This is a genomic window from Aminipila luticellarii (genome assembly GCF_004103735.1).
Taxonomy (GTDB): domain Bacteria; phylum Bacillota; class Clostridia; order Peptostreptococcales; family Anaerovoracaceae; genus Aminipila; species Aminipila luticellarii.
Genome location: NZ_CP035281.1, coordinates 1 through 17,213 on the forward strand (window position 1 = coordinate 1; position 17,213 = coordinate 17,213).

Sequence of the window (17,213 nt, forward strand, 5' to 3'; positions counted from 1 at the left end):
ATGAGCAATATGAACGAAAATTGGAAAAAGACCCTAGAATTACTTGCTCCGGAATTGACAGAAGTAAGCTATAATACTTGGTTTTTACCTATAGTACCTTTAAAAATAGACGAAGAAAATAATAAATTATATCTAAAGCTTTTAAACGATATGAACCTGAACATCATGAAGAGCAGATACATGTCCATTCTTGAAAATGCCGTAGCCATTGCATTTTCAAAGAAGTATGACATAGAACTGACGCTGGATGATATGGAGGAAGAACCCATAAACTATAAAAATGAATATGATGATTCTTTTGTAAAACGTTTTCCTGATGAATATTATTTCAATCCAAGATATAATTTCAACGCTTTCGTTGTGGGTAACAATAACAGATATGCACATGCTGCGTCTCTTGCCGTAGCGGAATCACCGTCCTGTGTAGCCGCTAACCCTTCCGATTCCTACAATCCTCTATTTTTATACGGAGGATCCGGTCTTGGTAAAACGCATCTGATGCATGCCATCGGCCAATACATATTAATCAATTATCCAAAACTGAAAGTACTCTACGTATCTTCAGAAATGTTTACAAATGAGCTGATTAAAGCCATTGGAGATCGAAAAACACTGGAATTTAGAAATAAGTACAGAAATATTGATGTACTGTTAATAGACGATATACAATTTATTGAAGGAAAAGACAGTACACAGGAAGAATTTTTCCACACCTTCAACACACTGTACGAAGCCAATAAACAGATTATTATTTCAAGTGACAGACCTCCCGCAAAGCTTTTGAACATAGAAGAAAGATTAAGATCCAGATTCCAATGGAATATGATTGCCGACATACAGCCGGCCGATTATGAGAACCGAGTTGCTATCTTAATGAAGAAAGCTGAACTGGAAAATATTACGATTGATGATAACTTAATGGAGGTCATCGCCCTGATCGCCGGAAAAATAAAATCAAATATCCGAGAACTGGAGGGCGCTTTTTCAAGAGTCATTACCTTTTCCAACCTAATGAATAAAGAAATTAATATTTCTCTCGCAAAAGAAGTATTAAAAGATATTATTTCTAACACAGATGTCATCATTAATCCGGAAGTCATCAAAAAATATGTCTGCAAGCACTTCGATATTAAAATTGCAGACATTGAATCCTCAAAGAGAACAAGAGCCTTAGCCTTTCCAAGGCAAATCGCCATGTATCTTTGCAGAGAAATGACCGATCTTTCCCTTCCAAAAATCGGTGAGGCTTTCGGAAAAAGAGATCATACTACGGTCATGCACGGATGTGAAAAGATTTCGTCTGAGATGAAAATGAATGAATCTGTAAAAGAAGTGGTAGAAGCCATTCAAAGAAATATCAATGAATGCAGAATTTAAACTTTATATGGGAGTTATAAATATAAAAACTTATGCACAAAAATTCACAGTTCCATATCAAAAAAAGTACAAGTTATCAACAAAGTATCAACAGGCAAAAGATTAGCAGTTTCAAGGCTTTAAGATAGTTATCAACAAATCCACAGCCCCTACTACTAATACTACTAAAATAAATTAAAAAGAATAAAGGAGTCGGCACATGAAATTTACCTGCAATCAGCAAATTTTATCTAAAGCTATAAACACAGTTTCCAAAGCTGTAACAAACAGAACTACTATTCCTATTCTTAAGGGTATTTTACTAAGAGCAAAAGATAACACCTTAACCTTAACAGCGTCAGACCTGGACTTAAGCATAGAAAAAATTATAGAAACACACGTTTCTGAAGAAGGAGAAACCGTAGTTCTATCCAGACTATTCAGTGAAATTATAAGAAAACTTCCAAACGAAGAAATCACTGTAGAATTAAAAGAAGATAACAACCTGACTATCGAATGTTCTTCATCACAGTTTAATATTGTATGTTTCCCCGCAGATGAATTTCCTAACATAGGGGAAATAGAAGAAAAAAGTAAACTGGTCTTAAACAGAGAACTATTTAAAGAAATGATCCGAAAGACTTCTTTTGCCGCAAGCCTTGATGAATCCAAGGGTGTTATTGTGGGTGTATTAATAGAACTGGAAGAAAACAGTTTAAATATGATCGCTTTGGACGGCTTCAGAATGGCTGTTGTTAAAGAAGACATGAAAAATTCTGAAGAAAAGAAAATTATTATTGCATCTAAAATATTATCTGAAATAAGTAAAATTATTTCAGAGGTAGAAGATGAAAATGTTGGAATTATATTGGACAATAAAAAAGCCGTTGTCATATTAGAGGGAACGAGAATTGTACTCCGTCTTTTAGAAGGCGAATTTATAAAATATAAAGACATTCTTCCAAAAGAATGCAAAACAACAGTGACCCTAAATAAAGGGGATTTTCTTGAAAGTATCGAAAGGGCTTCACTTTTCGCAAAGGAAGGCAAGAATAATCTGGTGAAGCTTTCTATTTCCGGAAATGATATGACGATTACTTCCAGATCAGAAGAGGGTAACGTAAAAGAAAATGTAATGATTTCCACAGATGGAGAAGGGCTTGATATTGGATTCAATTCAAAATATCTGATAGATGTGCTCAAAGTAATCGAAGAGGATGAAATAAAACTGGAATTAAATACTGGTGTAAGTCCTTGTTTGGTTAAACCTATAGAAGGAAATCAGTTCGTTTATTTAATACTTCCTGTCAGACTGTCAGGAAATTAATGAACTTATTATTTTTAGCTGTCATTTATGGCAGCTTTTATTTACAGGTCTTATGTAGCTATTAACCTGTTTCAATTTACAAGAGCAAACTTTATGGAGAAGAAAAAATGTACATAACACAAGTGGAGCTGCAGGATTTCAGAAATTATGAATCGCTGAATATAGAATTTCATCCGAATGTTAATTTAATACTGGGCAAAAATGCTCAGGGAAAAACAAATCTTGTAGAAGCCATTTACTTGTCTTCGCTGGGAAAATCTTTTCGTACATCAAATGACTTTGAGATGATTCGGTTCGGAAAGAAATTTTTTAGAATTAAAATTGAAGCAGAAAAAAATAATGAAGATATTTGTGTTGAAATGGCTGTAAGCAAAGAAAGCAAGGCTGTTAAATTAAATGGTCATAAAATAAAAAAAATATCAGAGCTTCTTGAAAGTATTTATATCGTTGTATTTTCTCCTGAGGATTTAAAAATTGTCAAAGAAGAACCTGAAAAAAGACGGAAGTTTATAGATAGAGAGCTTTGTCAGATCAGGCCGGTCTACTTTAATAATTTATCCCGATATAAAAAGGTGTTGCTCCAAAGAAATACCATGCTAAAAGAAAATACTCCCAAAGTTTCTTTACTTGAGGTATGGAATCAGGAATTATGTGAATATGGTTCAAAGATTATCATGCAGCGAGCCGAGTTTGTTAAAAAAATTGATAAAATAAGCAGCGAGATTCACAAAAATATTACGAATGGAAAAGAAAAGCTCCGCATTCAGTATGAATCAAATGTTCCGTTCATGAAAGATTTAGAAGAACAAAAATCTTTGTTTTTAGAAAAAATCCATTTGAATATTGAAAAGGATATGTTAAAAAGAAATACAAGTGTAGGGCCTCACCGTGATGATCTAAAAATAACCATTAATGGAATAGACATTCGAAAGTACGGATCACAGGGTCAGCAGAGGACAGCAGCACTGTCCTTAAAATTAGCAGAAATCATGCTCATCAAAGAAGAAACTCAGGAAGATTGTATATTGTTATTGGACGATGTATTATCAGAATTAGATGAAGAACGGCAGAACTATTTGATTAATTCTCTTTCAAACGTACAGCTTTTTATCACATCAGCAGAGATTTCGAAAAAAGTACAAAGTACACTGCCGGAGGGAAAAACTTTTTATGTAGAAAATGGACAAGTGAAAGAAAAATAAAGAGTTTAAGCATAGGGATATAGACAAAAATATAATAGAGAAAACAAGAATAGGAAGTAATTTATGAAAAGAAAATTGTGGTTCCTCATCGTAATGTCTATTTTGTTAGGGGTATTTTTATATATGAAACCTATAGGCTTTGAAAAAATTATTCTAAATGAAATGCCGACATATGTATATGCTTCTCAAATAGAGATTATATCAGGACAAAATCCATATAAGCTTAAGGAAATTTCCAGTAAGGATCATGAGTCATTATGGAACAATGTTTATGAACAGCTTTCAAAATATGATTATATGAAATCTTCCAATGTGACGTTAGGTAATAATCAAATTGAAATATATGTTACATACAAAGATGTAATAGTTAAAATCAGTGTTGATGAAAACGACAAGATTTTACTTGATGATGGTAATAAAATAAAAGAATATAGTACATTTGGAAAAGACAAAAATCTATATGAAAATTTATTACAAGTAATATGAAAATGAAAGCCTTAAGAACATATGAAGTACAATAATAAAAATAAAAATAGGAAGTATAATGGATTATAAAATTAAATTAGAATTAAATATACAAGATATAATGGTGTTTGTTATTGAAATAGAACCACATGAAACTGCAATTATACTTTATGAAGATACTCGAAGGAGTGGGAATCTATTAGAGGATTTTTCATTTTTGTATCCTAACTTTTATCAGTCAGAGAAAGAATGGGACGATTTTAGAAATTTGATTAAAGCTACAGTCTTTGTTTTTAAAAAAAGTCTATTGGAAGATGAAGAAATGAAAGATTTTCTTTTGTATATTGCAGAATCAATGATTGAGTATAAGCCAGAAGTGAATCCTAAAATTGAATTTAAACTGGATAAAACGTTATTTGAATATTATTGTGAAAAGGATTCAGATTATAATAGATTCATCAAGTATTTGCTTTCCTTTACGGAAAATTATAATGGTTTTGATGCTTCAATTACAGATTCAAATCATCTCATGCAAAAACTGATATTATAAAAAAGAAAGTTTGAATATATAAAGAGTGTAATATGAAAATGAAAGCCTTAAATTTACGATTTAAGGCTTTTAAAATATATTTTTTAAAAAGAAAGTCCAAAATTATAAAAAATATTGTAAAAACGGAGATTTTAAGGTATACTAGATTGGTTATATTGTATCTAAAATTTGGTAACAATATCTTTATATAGGAAGAATATAGTAAAAATTTTAAAGTCAGAGTAGACGTTTTAGCATTTTGACCAGTATTTTGATGCTGTTTTCAAGAGATGCATTAAAAAAGCGAATGCTTATGTCTATAGAACAGGAGAAGTTAAATTGAGTACAGAAGTAAAGAATCAACAGTATGATGCTGCCCAGATACAAGTTCTGGAGGGTCTTGAAGCTGTAAGAAAAAGGCCGGGAATGTATATAGGTACGACTGGCCCTAGAGGGCTTCACCACCTTGTTTACGAAGTAGTAGATAACAGTGTAGATGAAGCTTTAGCAGGTTTCTGCAAAACCATAAGTATTACGATTAATGCAGATAATTCTGTTACGGTGGAAGATGACGGCAGAGGAATGCCTGTGGATAAGCATCCCAAGCTTGGAATTCCTGCGGTTGAAGTTATTCATACAGTACTTCATGCCGGAGGTAAGTTCGGAGGCGGAGGATATAAAGTATCCGGCGGACTTCACGGTGTAGGCGCTTCTGTAGTTAATGCACTTTCCACCGAGATGGAAGTAGAAATAAAGAGAAATGGTAAAATCTATAAGCAGACGTATGGCAGAGGAAAAACCACCATGCCTCTTACGGTTATAGGAGAATCCAGACATACAGGCTCTAAGACGACTTTTTGGCCGGATCCGGAAATCTTTGAGGATATCAATTTTGATTATGCCACTCTGGAACATCGGCTTCGGGAAATGGCTTTCTTAAATAAAGGAATTAAAATTACGCTGAAAGATGAAAGAGAAGGCAAGGAAAAAGAGCAGGTATTCCATTACGAAGGCGGAATCAAAGAGTTTGTAAAACATCAGAATCAAAATAAAGAGCCAATTCACAATGAAATTATTTATTTTGAGCTTATAAAAAATAACTTAGAAGTAGAAGTGGCTATGCAGTATACGGACAGCTACAGTGAATTGATTCTTTCCTATGCAAATAACATCAATACCACTGAGGGCGGAACTCATATGGTAGGCTTTAAATCAGCCATTACCAGAGTAATCAACGATTATGCAAGAAAAAATAAGCTGATAAAGGATAATGAGGAAAGCCTTTCGGGAGAAGATGTCAGAGAAGGTCTGACCGCTATTATTTCGGTGAAGCTTACAGAGCCTCAATTTGAAGGTCAGACAAAAACAAAGCTTGGAAACAGTGAAATGAGAGGCTTCGTTGAAACCTCAACAAATGAAAACCTAACCGCATTTTTGGAAGAGCATCCAAACGAGGCCAGAATTATTATTGATAAGTGTCTTCGTGCCTCCAGAGCCAGAGAAGCGGCACGAAAGGCAAGAGACCTGACCAGAAGAAAAGGCGTGTTGGACGGCATATCCCTTCCGGGCAAGCTGGCCGACTGTTCCGAAAAGGACCCGGCTTTATCAGAAATATTCTTAGTCGAAGGAGACTCTGCCGGAGGCAGTGCAAAACAGGGAAGAGACAGAAAAAGACAGGCCGTACTACCTCTTCGAGGTAAGATCTTAAACGTTGAGAAAGCAAGACTGGACAAAATTTTAAATTCAGAAGAAATTAAAAATATGATTACCGCATTCGGATGCGGAATCGGGCAGGATTTTAACATTGATAAATTGAGATACCATAAAATCATTATCATGACGGATGCCGACGTGGACGGTGCTCATATCAGAACACTTCTGCTAACGTTCTTTTACAGATACATGACGCCTCTTATTGAAGGCGGATACGTATATGCCGCTCAGCCTCCTCTTTTCCAGACCAAAAAAGGAAAAGAAGTGTATTATACTTATGGGGAAAAAGAGCAGGAACGGTTGATGGCAAATCTTTCGGACAAGCCGGGAAAAGCGGATATTCAAAGATATAAGGGTCTTGGAGAAATGGACTTCAATCAGCTGTGGGAAACGACAATGGACTATAACCATAGAACCTTGATTCAGATAACTCTGGAGGATTCCGCAGCGGCGGATGAGATCTTTACGACTCTGATGGGAGACAAGGTTCCGCCGAGAAGAAGATTTATAGAAGAAAATGCAAAATATGCAAACTTAGATATTTAGAAATTAGGAGGAAAACAGGATTATGAATTTATTAGAAGATTCAAAGCTGATACAGCATGAGATTCATGACGAAATGAAAAACTCCTATATCGACTATTCCATGAGCGTTATTGTAGGAAGAGCACTTCCTGACGTTCGTGACGGGCTGAAGCCTGTACACAGGAGAATCCTTTACGGAATGAGTGAGCTGGGCGTAACGCCGGATAAGCCTCATAAAAAATCGGCACGTATCGTCGGTGAAGTAATGGGTAAATATCACCCTCATGGTGACAGTTCCATTTATGATGCCATGGTTCGATTGGCACAAGATTTTTCAACTCGATATTTATTGGTAGACGGGCACGGCAACTTTGGTTCTGTGGACGGAGACGGTGCGGCAGCCATGCGTTATACAGAAGCGAGAATGACGCCGTTTGCGCTTCAGATGCTCCGGGATATTGATAAGGAAACCGTTGATTTCATGCCAAACTTTGACGGAGAAGAACAGGAACCGGTCGTACTGCCCTCCAGATTTCCAAATCTGCTGGTAAACGGTTCCAATGGTATCGCCGTTGGTATGGCCACATCTATTCCGCCTCATAACTTGAGAGAGGTCATTGATGCGGCAGTATATATGATTGATAACGATAACGCCGATATTGAAGATCTGGTCAAAATCGTCAAAGGGCCTGACTTCCCCACAGGTGCAACCATTATGGGAAAGAACAGTGCAAAGGAAGCCTATCGAACAGGCCAGGGCAAGGTTCTCGTCCGTGCGACCACAGAATTTGAAGAAACCAGTAAGGGAAAGCAGCAAATTATTGTAACGGAGATCCCTTATCAGGTCAATAAAGCCCGATTGATCGAACGAATTGCAGATCTTGTTAAGGAAAAGAAACTGGAAGGCATTTCAGATATTCGAGATGAATCCAACAGGCAGGGCATGCGAATTGTCATAGAGCTGAAACGGGATGCGAATCCTCAAATCACTTTAAATAGGCTTTTTAAACATACTCAGCTTCAAGAAAGCTATAGTATGATCATGATTGCGCTTGTAGAAGGTCAGCCTAAGATTTTAACGCTTTACCAAATTTTAGATGAATATCTGAAGCATCAGAAAGAAGTTGTAACGCGAAGAACTATTTTCGATAAGAAAAAAGCGGAAGCCAGAGCTCATATTTTAGAAGGGTTAAGAATTGCTCTGGACAATATTGATGAGATCATTAAGATCATTCGTTCCAGTTATAATGATGCAAAAGAAAAATTAATAGAGCGATTTGGACTCTCAGAGATTCAGGCTCAGGCAATCTTAGATATGAGACTTGCCAGATTGCAGGGTCTGGAACGAGAAAAAATTGAAAATGAATATGAAGAGCTGATGAAAAAGATTGCTTATTATAATCAGCTGCTGGCAGATGAAAAAATGCTGATGGGCGTCGTGAAGGACGAGCTTCTTGAAATCAAAGATAAGTGGGGAGATGACAGAAGAACAAAAATTGTTGCTGACGTTTCCGAGCTGGATGAAGAAGATTTAATTGAAGAAGAAAACGTTGCCATTACGCTGACACATTTGGGATATATCAAGCGGGTATCGGTGGACAATTATAAGACGCAGAAACGAGGGGGCAAAGGAATAACCGGACTTACCACCCGGGAAAATGATTTTGTGAAGAATATGATCATGACTTCTACCCACGATACGCTGATGTTCTTTACCAATACCGGTAAGGCGCATAAGCTTAAGGCTTATGAAATCCCTGAGGCGGGAAGGACTGCCAAAGGAATGCCGGCTGTAAACTTCCTGAATTTAATGCAGAGAGAACGTATTACAGCGGTGATTCCAATCAAGGAATTCTCAGATGATAAGTTCCTGATTGCTGTCACAAAGCACGGCACCATCAAGAAAACGCCGCTGTCTCAGTTCGACACGAACAGAAAAGCCGGATTGATTGCGATTAATCTGAAGGATGGAGATGAACTGATCGGCATCAAGCAGACTACCGGCACGAACAGGGTCATCATAGTGACCAAGCAGGGTAAATGCATTTGCTTCTCGGAAGAGGATGTCAGGAGCATGGGCAGAATTGCCGGAGGGGTGAGAGCCATAAAGCTCGAATCCGATGACGAAGTGGTTTCCATGGAATTGGTAGAATCTAACGAAGAACTTCTGGTAGTGACGAAAAACGGATATGGCAAGAGGACGCCTGTAGAGGATTATAAGGTTCAGGTCAGAGGCGGCAAAGGTCTTTTAACTTATGATAAGGCTAAATTTAAGAAAACAGGTGAATTGATCGGGGCGATGGTGGTAAATGAAGACGATGAAATCATGCTGATCAACTCCGACGGTATCATAATCCGAATCCGGGCCGGTGAGGTTTCAAGGCTTGGCAGAGCTACTCAGGGAGTAAAGATCATGAGAGTGGAAGAGGATGCCAATATTATCGCAATGGCTAAGGTCATCAAAGAAGATGTGGATGAGGACTCAGAGGAAAGCGAAGAGAAAGAATCACCGCAGATTGAAATAAAAACAGAATAGCAGATTTTTATCGTAATCAAGGAGACATACGAAAAATGGCGGATTGCATTAAATTTACAGTTACGGGAAAACCGGAATATATTAAAGTTGTTAGGATGGGTATTGCTGCACTTGCAAGTAATGCCGGTTTTGACGTGGAAGCTGTGGATGACATAAAGCTTGCTGTAGATGAGGCCTGTAAGGCCATTACATGCCACGGCTTCAATTCATGGACGAACATGTACGAGGTTACTTGTGAGCTTCATGAGGATAAAATGATGATTGTTATTACCGACACAGGTAATGGAAGAGATCTGAAAAAGGAATACAGGCCGTGTAAGAACTGCCCGCAGGACGGAGATCTGGCCATGGTTGTTATAAAAACCTTAATGGATCAGGCAGAAATTAAAGCAATATACAATGAACAAAAAAGTATAGTAATGGTGAAGAATAAATGATGAACCAAGAAGCATTCTTACAGTACAGGAAAAGCAAAAGCATTGATATAAGAAATCAAATCGTAGAGGCTTATTTGTACATGGTAGAAATTCTCATAAGAAAATATATGAATAAGGGTGTAGACTACGATGATCTTTATCAAGTGGGTGCTATGGCGCTTGTTTCTGCGGTTGACCGATTTGATCCGGATAAGGGCTTCGAGTTTTCCAGTTTTGCCACGCCTACGATTCTGGGAGAAATAAAAAAATATTTCAGAGATAAGGAATGGAGCGTAAAGGTTCCGAGGAGAACCAAGGAGATAAGCCTTAAAATTCCGGCGGCAAAGGAAGAGCTTACAGAAAAGCTGGGAAGACTGCCAACGGTTGATGAGCTGGCTGAACATTTAAATCTATCCAGCGACGAGGTCATCGAAGCAATGGAAAGCGGAAAAGCGTACGCTACGTATTCCTTGAACCAGGCTTCTGACCCCGAAGAGGTTCTGACGTTTGACAAGTTTGCGTCTATAGAAGAAAAGGGATACAAAAGTATAGAAGATTTTGAAGTAATCAAGTCCGTTTTTAAAATGCTGGCGGATAAAGAGAAAAAAATCTTTAAGCTTCGCTATCTGGAAAATAAAACGCAGGCAGAAATTGCAGAAAATTTAGGGGTATCGCAGATGACCATATCCAGAGCAGAAAAAAATATAAGAAAAAAATTTCACGAAGAACTGAACCGTTAAACGGAGGAAAATCAGATGAAGAGAGTCTTTTCGGGCGTACAGCCCACAGGAAATATACACATAGGAAATTATCTGGGAGCGCTGCGACAATTTGTTGAGCTTCAAAACGATAATGAATGCATCTACTGCATAGTGGACATGCACTCTATTACCGTGCCGCAGGATCCAAAGGAACTGAGAAAGCATACGTTGGACGTGGCTGCTTTATATATGGCTATAGGTGTTGACCCGAGCAAGGCCATTGTATTTGTACAATCCGATGTTCCCGGACATGCTGAATTATCTTGGGTGCTTACCTGCTCTTCTTATACGGGAGAGCTTTCCAGAATGACTCAGTTTAAAGATAAGAGCAAGGGAAAGGAATCCGCACCGACGGGGCTTTTTTCATATCCTATTTTAATGGCGGCGGATATTCTTTTGTACGATACAGATCTTGTCCCCGTGGGAAATGACCAGAAACAGCATATTGAGCTGTGCAGAGATCTGGCGATTCGAATAAACAATAAGTACGGAGAAACCTTTGTCGTTCCGGACGGACGATTTTTAAAGGAAGGGGCCAGAATCATGGCTCTGGATGATCCGACCAGCAAGATGAGCAAAAGTGCGGAAAATCCGCTCAGCAGGATCTCACTGTTGGACGACGAGTCAAAAATTAAGAAAGCCATCATGCGCTCTACAACAGATTCAGAGGGAACCATTCGTTTTGATGTGGAACAGAAGCCGGGCATCAGCAACCTGATGAATATTTACAGCTCCTTTTCAGGCCTGTCTATAGCAGATATTGAGAAGAAATATGACGGCTGCGGATACGGAGACTTTAAAAAGGATTTGGTTCAGGTGACCTTTGAGGCTCTTAAGCCAATAAAAGAAAGATATGAAGAGATTAGAAATTCGGACGAGTTAATCAGAATATTAAAGGATGGCGCGGAGAAAGCCAATGATATTTCTGAAAAAACCATGGCGAGAGTAAAAGAAAGATTTGGCTTAGGGATTGGAAAATAAAATGAACGAGATGAAAAAAGAATTCAACTGGAAGAGATCTTTAATCGATTATACACTGATTACATTAGGATTGTTTTTAGTAGCAGCAGGTGTGTACTTTTTTAAAATGCCGAACAACTTTTCTACAGGGGGCGTCAGCGGTATATCTATCCTGCTTTCTGCCGTTGTGCCTATGTCAAAGGCAACCCTGATGGCCGTCATAAACATGCTGCTTCTGGGTGTTGGCTTTATATTTTTAGGAACTTCCTTCGGGATAAGAACACTGTATGGTTCAGTCGTATTATCCTTTTTTGTAAAGTTTTTTGAGCATCTGATCCCGTTGGACAGACCTATGACGGATCAGCCTTTACTGGAACTTGTTTTTGCAGTGATACTTCCTGCCGTCGGATCAGCCATTTTATTTAACTATTCAGCCAGCAGCGGAGGCACAGATATTATCGCTATGATCTTAAAAAAATATACAGCCTTAGACATAGGAAAAGCACTGTTTTGTACCGATGCGATCATTGCTGTGACCAGCGGTATCATGTTTGGAGTAACTACCGGTTTATTTTCTGTACTGGGGCTTTTAGCAAAAGCTGTGGTTGTGGATAACGTAATGGAAGGAATTAATGTTTCAAAGTATTTCACCATTATTACAGATAGACCGGAAGAGGTCAGTGAATTTATCCATTCCCAGCTGCGGCGCGGTGCTACGAAATATAAATGTATTGGTACATATGACAATAAAGAGCGGTTTGTGATCATGTCTGTTATGAATCGGGCACAGGCGAAACAGTTAAGAGATTATATCCGGCGGGATGATCCTCAGGCCTTCGTAATTATAACCAATTCAAGCAATATATTGGGGAAGGGTTTCAGAACTCCGATGTAAAAAATATAAAAAGAAAAAGGACAGAGGATTGATTGCTAAACCTCTGTCCTTCACTTTTTTTACTTACTTTTTAATTTATTCAGTCCTTTACGGACGATTTGTTCCACTTCAGCAGCCAGATTAGAGGCTTCCGTCCGGGAGAGTCCGGCGGTTTCAATCATAGGGTGTATGAGAAAATCAACGGTAAAGTTGCCCTGCATGTAGCCCTTTTCTTCAAAAAGCTTGTAAGTCCCATTTATGGAAATCGGAACGATAGGAACGCCGGGCTTGGTAGCAAGCCGTAAGCTTCCTTTTTTAAATTCAGATATTTCCCCACCTTTACTTCGGTGTCCTTCGGGAAAAACAACCATTGAAAAGCCCTGCTTTATAAATTCAACAGCGGTCTCTATAGAGCGAAGGGACCCTCTCGGGTCATCCCGGTCAATCATAACACTTCGAATATTTTTAATCCACTCCCCATAGAAGGGAAGCTTGCTTAAACTTTTTTTGGCGATAAATCCGGTCTGAAATGCGTCTAAGACCGCACAGCAAATGGGAATATCTCCGTATCCCTGATGGTTAGCCACAAATACGACCGGCCCTTTTTCCGGAAGATTTTCTTTTCCCAGAACGTTTAAGTGAATATTTAAATCCCGCACAAGGCGTTTCCCCCACGTAGAGGTGGCCTTGAGAATATATTCTCTTTCTTTTTCAACGTCCCCAAGTTCCCTGTATTTATATATATTTTTTTTATGTTTTTTAAGCTCCGGCAATGCTGACATAAATTCAACAGCCATCGGTATATTTCGTATAATTTTCATATTTTCTCCATTCTGACCAAAATTAAAGTTTGAATTTATTCCGAACAACAGACTGTGTCTTTTTATAATACCATATAATTAACAAAATATTAATGACTAATTTTCATAAATACATAGTATAATGAACGCAATGATTGGAATGCGGCGTTGTCGCAAGGAGAAGGTATGAACAAAAAAAGAATTTTTATTTTTAGCGGAGCGATAGTGATTTTCGCTTTTATATGGTTTTACGTCAGCCGTTCTATGGCAGAGGGAAAACCGTTAATTTTTGATACGATTGTCAGCAGTGCCATTATTGGATTTAGAAATGAATTTTTGAACGAGATTTTAACGGGAATAACTTATTTAGGCAATTCAAAGACTATTATTTTTTTCTGTGTAATATTGCTTTTCTTTAAAAGAACAAGGATAGAATATGGAATGCCGCTGGCCATTGCCGCCTCCTGTTCTTCTGCGATACATACGTTTGTGAAAATAATGGTGCACAGGCCCAGACCTCCTGTGGAAAACTTCCTGATTTCACAAGGTGGATTTAGTTTCCCAAGTGGACATTCCTGCTCAGGCCTTGTATTTTATGGACTGTTTGCATATCTGATTTTCCACAATGCTGTGGATAAAACTGTGCATAAAGTAATGGGAACATTGTTTATAATACTGTTTATAGCCATCGGAATCAGCAGAATATATGTGGGCGTACATTATCCTACGGATGTTTTGGCAGGATGGGCATTGGGACTGTCCATATTAATGGTGACCATTGAGATTCTGGAAAGGCTGAGAAACAGAAGGAAAATATCTAAAGAGCAATAGTATAAAAAAGGAATGACATTTTTATGATAAAGAAAAATAAGATAGTACGAAATGAAGTTATTTTAGTGGATACTGAGGATAAGCCCGTAGGAAAAGCTTCAAAAACAGAAGCACATAGGAAACCACTGCTCCACCGGGCATTTTCTGTATTTTTGTATCATGAGGACAGGCTGTTAATTCAGCAGAGGGCTTTTGATAAGTACCATTCCGGGGGATTATGGGCAAATACCTGCTGCTCACACCCCGGAGACGAGTTGGAAATAACCAAGGATGCGGAACAACGGTTGTTTGATGAAACCGGCATCCAGTGCAGCGTAAAAGAAATTTTCTGCTTTGAATATGAGCATCAATTTGATGAAGCTTTATATGAACATGAGTATGATCATGTAATGGTGGGAGATTTTGACGGAGACTTTCAGCCCAATCCGGCGGAAGTGGAGGCTATGCGTTGGATTACCTTTTCTGAATTGGAAAAAGAGATGGCGGAAGAACCGCAGAAATTTGCCCCCTGGTTTGTTATAGCTGCACCCAGAGTTATGGAGTATTTGAAAGTTGGAAGAAAAAAATATAAGTAAATAAGGAACGTTTAAATAAAACAGTTACGCAAAGGAGCTGTCTCTTTATGATTTTTTAATCATTTTGAGACCAGCTCCTTTTTTTGGCACATAAATTGCGAATATTTGGAAGTAAGCAGGCAGTTTTGCCATTAATGAAGGAGGTTTTGTTTTATGTTAAAAAGATCAATATCTTTTGCAGCCAAACAAAGTAAAAGCTGCAGAAAAAATTAATTCGCTATTATAGATGATTTATTTAATTAGGAGAAATTAAGAATGAAAAAATTAAATAGTTTATTTTTTAAGATTTTTACAGTATCCATCATATGCATGATTATCCCCTTGGTCGTAAACATGTTCTATATTAGTTTTTCTGCTACAAATTCACTGGAAGAAAAGATTAAAAACTCTCTGGCAAATTCGGCATTAGAAAAATCCAATCAAATTTCTCTGGCCTTTGAGGATATTTCTAAAACCACTCAGGCAATTGCCACCCAGCCATATGTTATTGAATATTTTAAAGAGCTGAACAGAAATAAGCAAGTAGATGATTCAAAGACACAAATTATGGCAAATTACATAAAAGGATTATTTGACAGTGCAGACGGGCTGTATGAAAATATTTTTTTTGGATATGAAGGAATGACTTTAATTGATGGGCTTGGGGGAACATCTGTTGGACACGTGTACGACGATGAACAAGAACCGTGGTATAAAACAGTGATGGGTGATCCCGAGGCTTATATAGGTAATCCTCAGCCTTCTCCGGTTTCTGATATTCCTAATATTATTTTAGCGTATCCTGTAATTGAGCCAGATTCAAATCAGATACTGGCAGCTTTTGCGGTTGCTACGGATCTTAACAAAGTTACAAAAACTTTGGTCAAGACGAATTCAATAGATAAAAGTAAAACGCTTTTAATCGATTCTTCGGGACAAGTTTTAGGAGCAGAAGACAAATCAAAAATCTTAAAGCTGAACTTTAGTGAAGAAAAAGGCGACGTGCAGGATTTTTATAGGCAGGTAATAAAAAATAGTTCAGGAATTGGCTATTTTACATTGAATGGAGTGGAGAATATTGCATCCTATGATAAAGTGCAGCAATTTGATATGTATGTTTTAAATTACATGCCGGTGACGCAATTTACAAAAGATGTTAATAAGCTTCAGCACGGAATGATTCTGGTAATGGTTATTTCAATTTTTATATGTGTAATTATTACAAGTATCTTGTCTAGAAAAATTATAAAGCCTATTAAAAAAATTCAGAACGGAGCGGACAGGCTGGCAAGTGGAGATCTCAATGTAAACATTGATATTTCTTCAAATGATGAAGTTGGCAGTTTAGCTAAATCGATAAGCAGTCTGACCGATAGACTAAAAAAATATATAGACTACATAGAAGAAAGCTCCGATATTTTAAATCAGTATGCAAGGGGTGATTTTAGAGTAAAGCTTGTAAATGATTATACGGGAGAATTCAAAAAATTAAAAAATGCGCTTGTGAATGTAAGCAATATGCAGAAACAGGTGCTTGGAGAAATCAAAGAGTCTTCAAATCTGATTAACAGCCATGCTGAGCAGATGGCATCGGGTGCCGCGGTCATATCTCAGGGTGCCACTGAACAGGCCAGTGCTGTTGAGGAGCTGTCTGCAGAAATAAATGAAATACATACTGCCATGAATCATACTGCAGGTAAGGCTAACGAAGCTGGTGAAAAGTCAGAGAAGGCAGCAGGCGAGGTAAAAAATGGAAATGAAAAAATGAAAGATTTGTTGATTGCCATGAATGAAATCAGTGCGTCTTCAAAACAAATCGAAAATATTATCAAAGTAATTGATGATATAGCCTTTCAGACCAACATATTGGCTTTGAATGCTGCTGTTGAAGCTGCCCGTGCCGGCTCGGCCGGGAAAGGGTTTGCTGTTGTAGCAGACGAAGTGAGAAATCTTGCAGGAAAGTCGGCAGAAGCGGCCAAGCAGACTACTGAGCTGATAGAAAATTCTATAGCTGCCATTGATAAGGGAACCGTATTGGCAAATGACACCGGTAAAACTTTATCGGAAATAGTAAATTCCACGAATCAGGCAAGTGCATTGATTTCTGAGATAGCACAGATGTCTCAGGACGGAGCACAATCCGTGAGCCAGGTAAAATTAGGAATAGAGCAAATCTCTACCGTAGTTCAACAAAACGCCGGTTCATCACAGGAATCCGCAGCCAACAGCGAAGAATTAGCAGCGCAAGTTGAAAAGCTGGATACATTAGTAGGTAGATTTAAAGTGGATTAAGAAAATAAAACTGTTTTGGCATATAAATTGCAAACAATTAAGAGTGAAAGTAATTCATTGTTAGTTAAGGAG

15 protein-coding genes are annotated in these 17,213 nt (G+C 37.8%); 14 read left to right on the top strand and 1 reads right to left on the bottom strand.

Annotation, left to right across the window (positions count from 1 at the left end):
- The 11 genes from dnaA (at nucleotide 1) to EQM06_RS00055 (ending at nucleotide 12,685) form a co-directional block, all read left to right on the top strand.
- Nucleotides 1–1,377: a chromosomal replication initiator protein DnaA gene (dnaA, locus tag EQM06_RS00005; protein WP_128744384.1), complete on the top strand. Its 1,377-nt coding sequence runs from the start codon at nucleotides 1–3 to the stop codon at nucleotides 1,375–1,377.
- A 199-nt stretch (nucleotides 1,378–1,576) separates the two neighbouring features.
- Nucleotides 1,577–2,683 carry a DNA polymerase III subunit beta gene (gene dnaN / locus EQM06_RS00010; RefSeq protein ID WP_128744385.1) on the top strand — a complete coding sequence of 369 codons (1,107 nt, stop codon included), beginning with the start codon at nucleotides 1,577–1,579 and terminating at the stop codon, nucleotides 2,681–2,683.
- A 107-nt stretch (nucleotides 2,684–2,790) separates the two neighbouring features.
- Nucleotides 2,791–3,885, top strand: coding sequence for a DNA replication/repair protein RecF (recF, locus tag EQM06_RS00015; protein WP_128744386.1), 1,095 nt, complete (start codon nucleotides 2,791–2,793; stop codon nucleotides 3,883–3,885).
- 63 nt (nucleotides 3,886–3,948) lie between these two features.
- A complete protein-coding gene (locus tag EQM06_RS00020) occupies nucleotides 3,949–4,371 on the top strand; it encodes a hypothetical protein (protein WP_128744387.1) in 423 nt (140 codons plus the stop codon).
- Nucleotides 4,372–4,429: 58 nt separating this feature from the next.
- A complete protein-coding gene (locus tag EQM06_RS00025) occupies nucleotides 4,430–4,900 on the top strand; it encodes a hypothetical protein (protein WP_128744388.1) in 471 nt (156 codons plus the stop codon).
- Between the two features lie 318 nt (nucleotides 4,901–5,218).
- Complete coding sequence (gene gyrB / locus EQM06_RS00030) at nucleotides 5,219–7,138, top strand: DNA topoisomerase (ATP-hydrolyzing) subunit B (RefSeq protein ID WP_128744389.1); 1,920 nt, start codon at nucleotides 5,219–5,221, stop codon at nucleotides 7,136–7,138.
- Between the two features lie 22 nt (nucleotides 7,139–7,160).
- The gene (gene gyrA / locus EQM06_RS00035; protein ID WP_128744390.1) at nucleotides 7,161–9,653 is read left to right on the top strand and encodes a DNA gyrase subunit A; all 2,493 of its coding nucleotides are present in this window, start codon (nucleotides 7,161–7,163) and stop codon (nucleotides 9,651–9,653) included.
- Nucleotides 9,654–9,688: 35 nt separating this feature from the next.
- Nucleotides 9,689–10,090 carry an ATP-binding protein gene (locus EQM06_RS00040; protein WP_128744391.1) on the top strand — a complete coding sequence of 134 codons (402 nt, stop codon included), beginning with the start codon at nucleotides 9,689–9,691 and terminating at the stop codon, nucleotides 10,088–10,090.
- On the top strand, nucleotides 10,087–10,809 hold the full coding sequence (locus EQM06_RS00045) for a SigB/SigF/SigG family RNA polymerase sigma factor (protein WP_128744392.1): 723 nt from the start codon (nucleotides 10,087–10,089) through the stop codon (nucleotides 10,807–10,809). Before EQM06_RS00040 ends, EQM06_RS00045 begins: the two co-directional genes overlap by 4 nt.
- Before the next feature lie 15 nt (nucleotides 10,810–10,824).
- Complete coding sequence (gene trpS / locus EQM06_RS00050) at nucleotides 10,825–11,811, top strand: tryptophan--tRNA ligase (RefSeq protein WP_128744393.1); 987 nt, start codon at nucleotides 10,825–10,827, stop codon at nucleotides 11,809–11,811.
- A 1-nt stretch (nucleotide 11,812) separates the two neighbouring features.
- A complete protein-coding gene (locus EQM06_RS00055; RefSeq protein WP_330548343.1) occupies nucleotides 11,813–12,685 on the top strand; it encodes a YitT family protein in 873 nt (290 codons plus the stop codon).
- Nucleotides 12,686–12,744: 59 nt separating this feature from the next.
- Here EQM06_RS00055 and EQM06_RS00060 read toward each other — a convergent pair whose 3' ends face one another.
- The gene (locus tag EQM06_RS00060) at nucleotides 12,745–13,485 is read right to left on the bottom strand and encodes a lysophospholipid acyltransferase family protein (protein WP_128744394.1); all 741 of its coding nucleotides are present in this window, start codon (nucleotides 13,483–13,485) and stop codon (nucleotides 12,745–12,747) included.
- A gap of 165 nt (nucleotides 13,486–13,650) precedes the next feature.
- Between EQM06_RS00060 and EQM06_RS00065 the strand changes: the two genes are divergently transcribed.
- The 3 genes from EQM06_RS00065 (at nucleotide 13,651) to EQM06_RS00075 (ending at nucleotide 17,141) form a co-directional block, all read left to right on the top strand.
- A complete protein-coding gene (locus tag EQM06_RS00065) occupies nucleotides 13,651–14,295 on the top strand; it encodes a phosphatase PAP2 family protein (RefSeq protein ID WP_128744395.1) in 645 nt (214 codons plus the stop codon).
- Nucleotides 14,296–14,318: 23 nt separating this feature from the next.
- On the top strand, nucleotides 14,319–14,870 hold the full coding sequence (gene idi / locus EQM06_RS00070) for an isopentenyl-diphosphate Delta-isomerase (protein ID WP_128744396.1): 552 nt from the start codon (nucleotides 14,319–14,321) through the stop codon (nucleotides 14,868–14,870).
- 255 nt (nucleotides 14,871–15,125) lie between these two features.
- On the top strand, nucleotides 15,126–17,141 hold the full coding sequence (locus tag EQM06_RS00075) for a methyl-accepting chemotaxis protein (RefSeq protein WP_128744397.1): 2,016 nt from the start codon (nucleotides 15,126–15,128) through the stop codon (nucleotides 17,139–17,141).
- Nucleotides 17,142–17,213: the final 72 nt, after the last annotated feature.

What these genes read in the sequence shown, in the direction of transcription:
- dnaA (WP_128744384.1), top strand. Translation starts at nt 1, where the DNA reads ATGAGCAATATGAACGAAAATTGGAAAAAGACCCTAGAATTACTTGCT.
- dnaN (WP_128744385.1), top strand. Translation starts at nt 1,577, where the DNA reads ATGAAATTTACCTGCAATCAGCAAATTTTATCTAAAGCTATAAACACA.
- recF (WP_128744386.1), top strand. Translation starts at nt 2,791, where the DNA reads ATGTACATAACACAAGTGGAGCTGCAGGATTTCAGAAATTATGAATCG.
- EQM06_RS00020 (WP_128744387.1), top strand. Translation starts at nt 3,949, where the DNA reads ATGAAAAGAAAATTGTGGTTCCTCATCGTAATGTCTATTTTGTTAGGG.
- EQM06_RS00025 (WP_128744388.1), top strand. Translation starts at nt 4,430, where the DNA reads ATGGATTATAAAATTAAATTAGAATTAAATATACAAGATATAATGGTG.
- gyrA (WP_128744390.1), top strand. Translation starts at nt 7,161, where the DNA reads ATGAATTTATTAGAAGATTCAAAGCTGATACAGCATGAGATTCATGAC.
- EQM06_RS00040 (WP_128744391.1), top strand. Translation starts at nt 9,689, where the DNA reads ATGGCGGATTGCATTAAATTTACAGTTACGGGAAAACCGGAATATATT.
- EQM06_RS00045 (WP_128744392.1), top strand. Translation starts at nt 10,087, where the DNA reads ATGATGAACCAAGAAGCATTCTTACAGTACAGGAAAAGCAAAAGCATT.
- trpS (WP_128744393.1), top strand. Translation starts at nt 10,825, where the DNA reads ATGAAGAGAGTCTTTTCGGGCGTACAGCCCACAGGAAATATACACATA.
- EQM06_RS00055 (WP_330548343.1), top strand. Translation starts at nt 11,813, where the DNA reads ATGAACGAGATGAAAAAAGAATTCAACTGGAAGAGATCTTTAATCGAT.
- EQM06_RS00060 (WP_128744394.1), bottom strand. Translation starts at nt 13,485, where the DNA reads ATGAAAATTATACGAAATATACCGATGGCTGTTGAATTTATGTCAGCA.
- EQM06_RS00065 (WP_128744395.1), top strand. Translation starts at nt 13,651, where the DNA reads ATGAACAAAAAAAGAATTTTTATTTTTAGCGGAGCGATAGTGATTTTC.
- idi (WP_128744396.1), top strand. Translation starts at nt 14,319, where the DNA reads ATGATAAAGAAAAATAAGATAGTACGAAATGAAGTTATTTTAGTGGAT.
- EQM06_RS00075 (WP_128744397.1), top strand. Translation starts at nt 15,126, where the DNA reads ATGAAAAAATTAAATAGTTTATTTTTTAAGATTTTTACAGTATCCATC.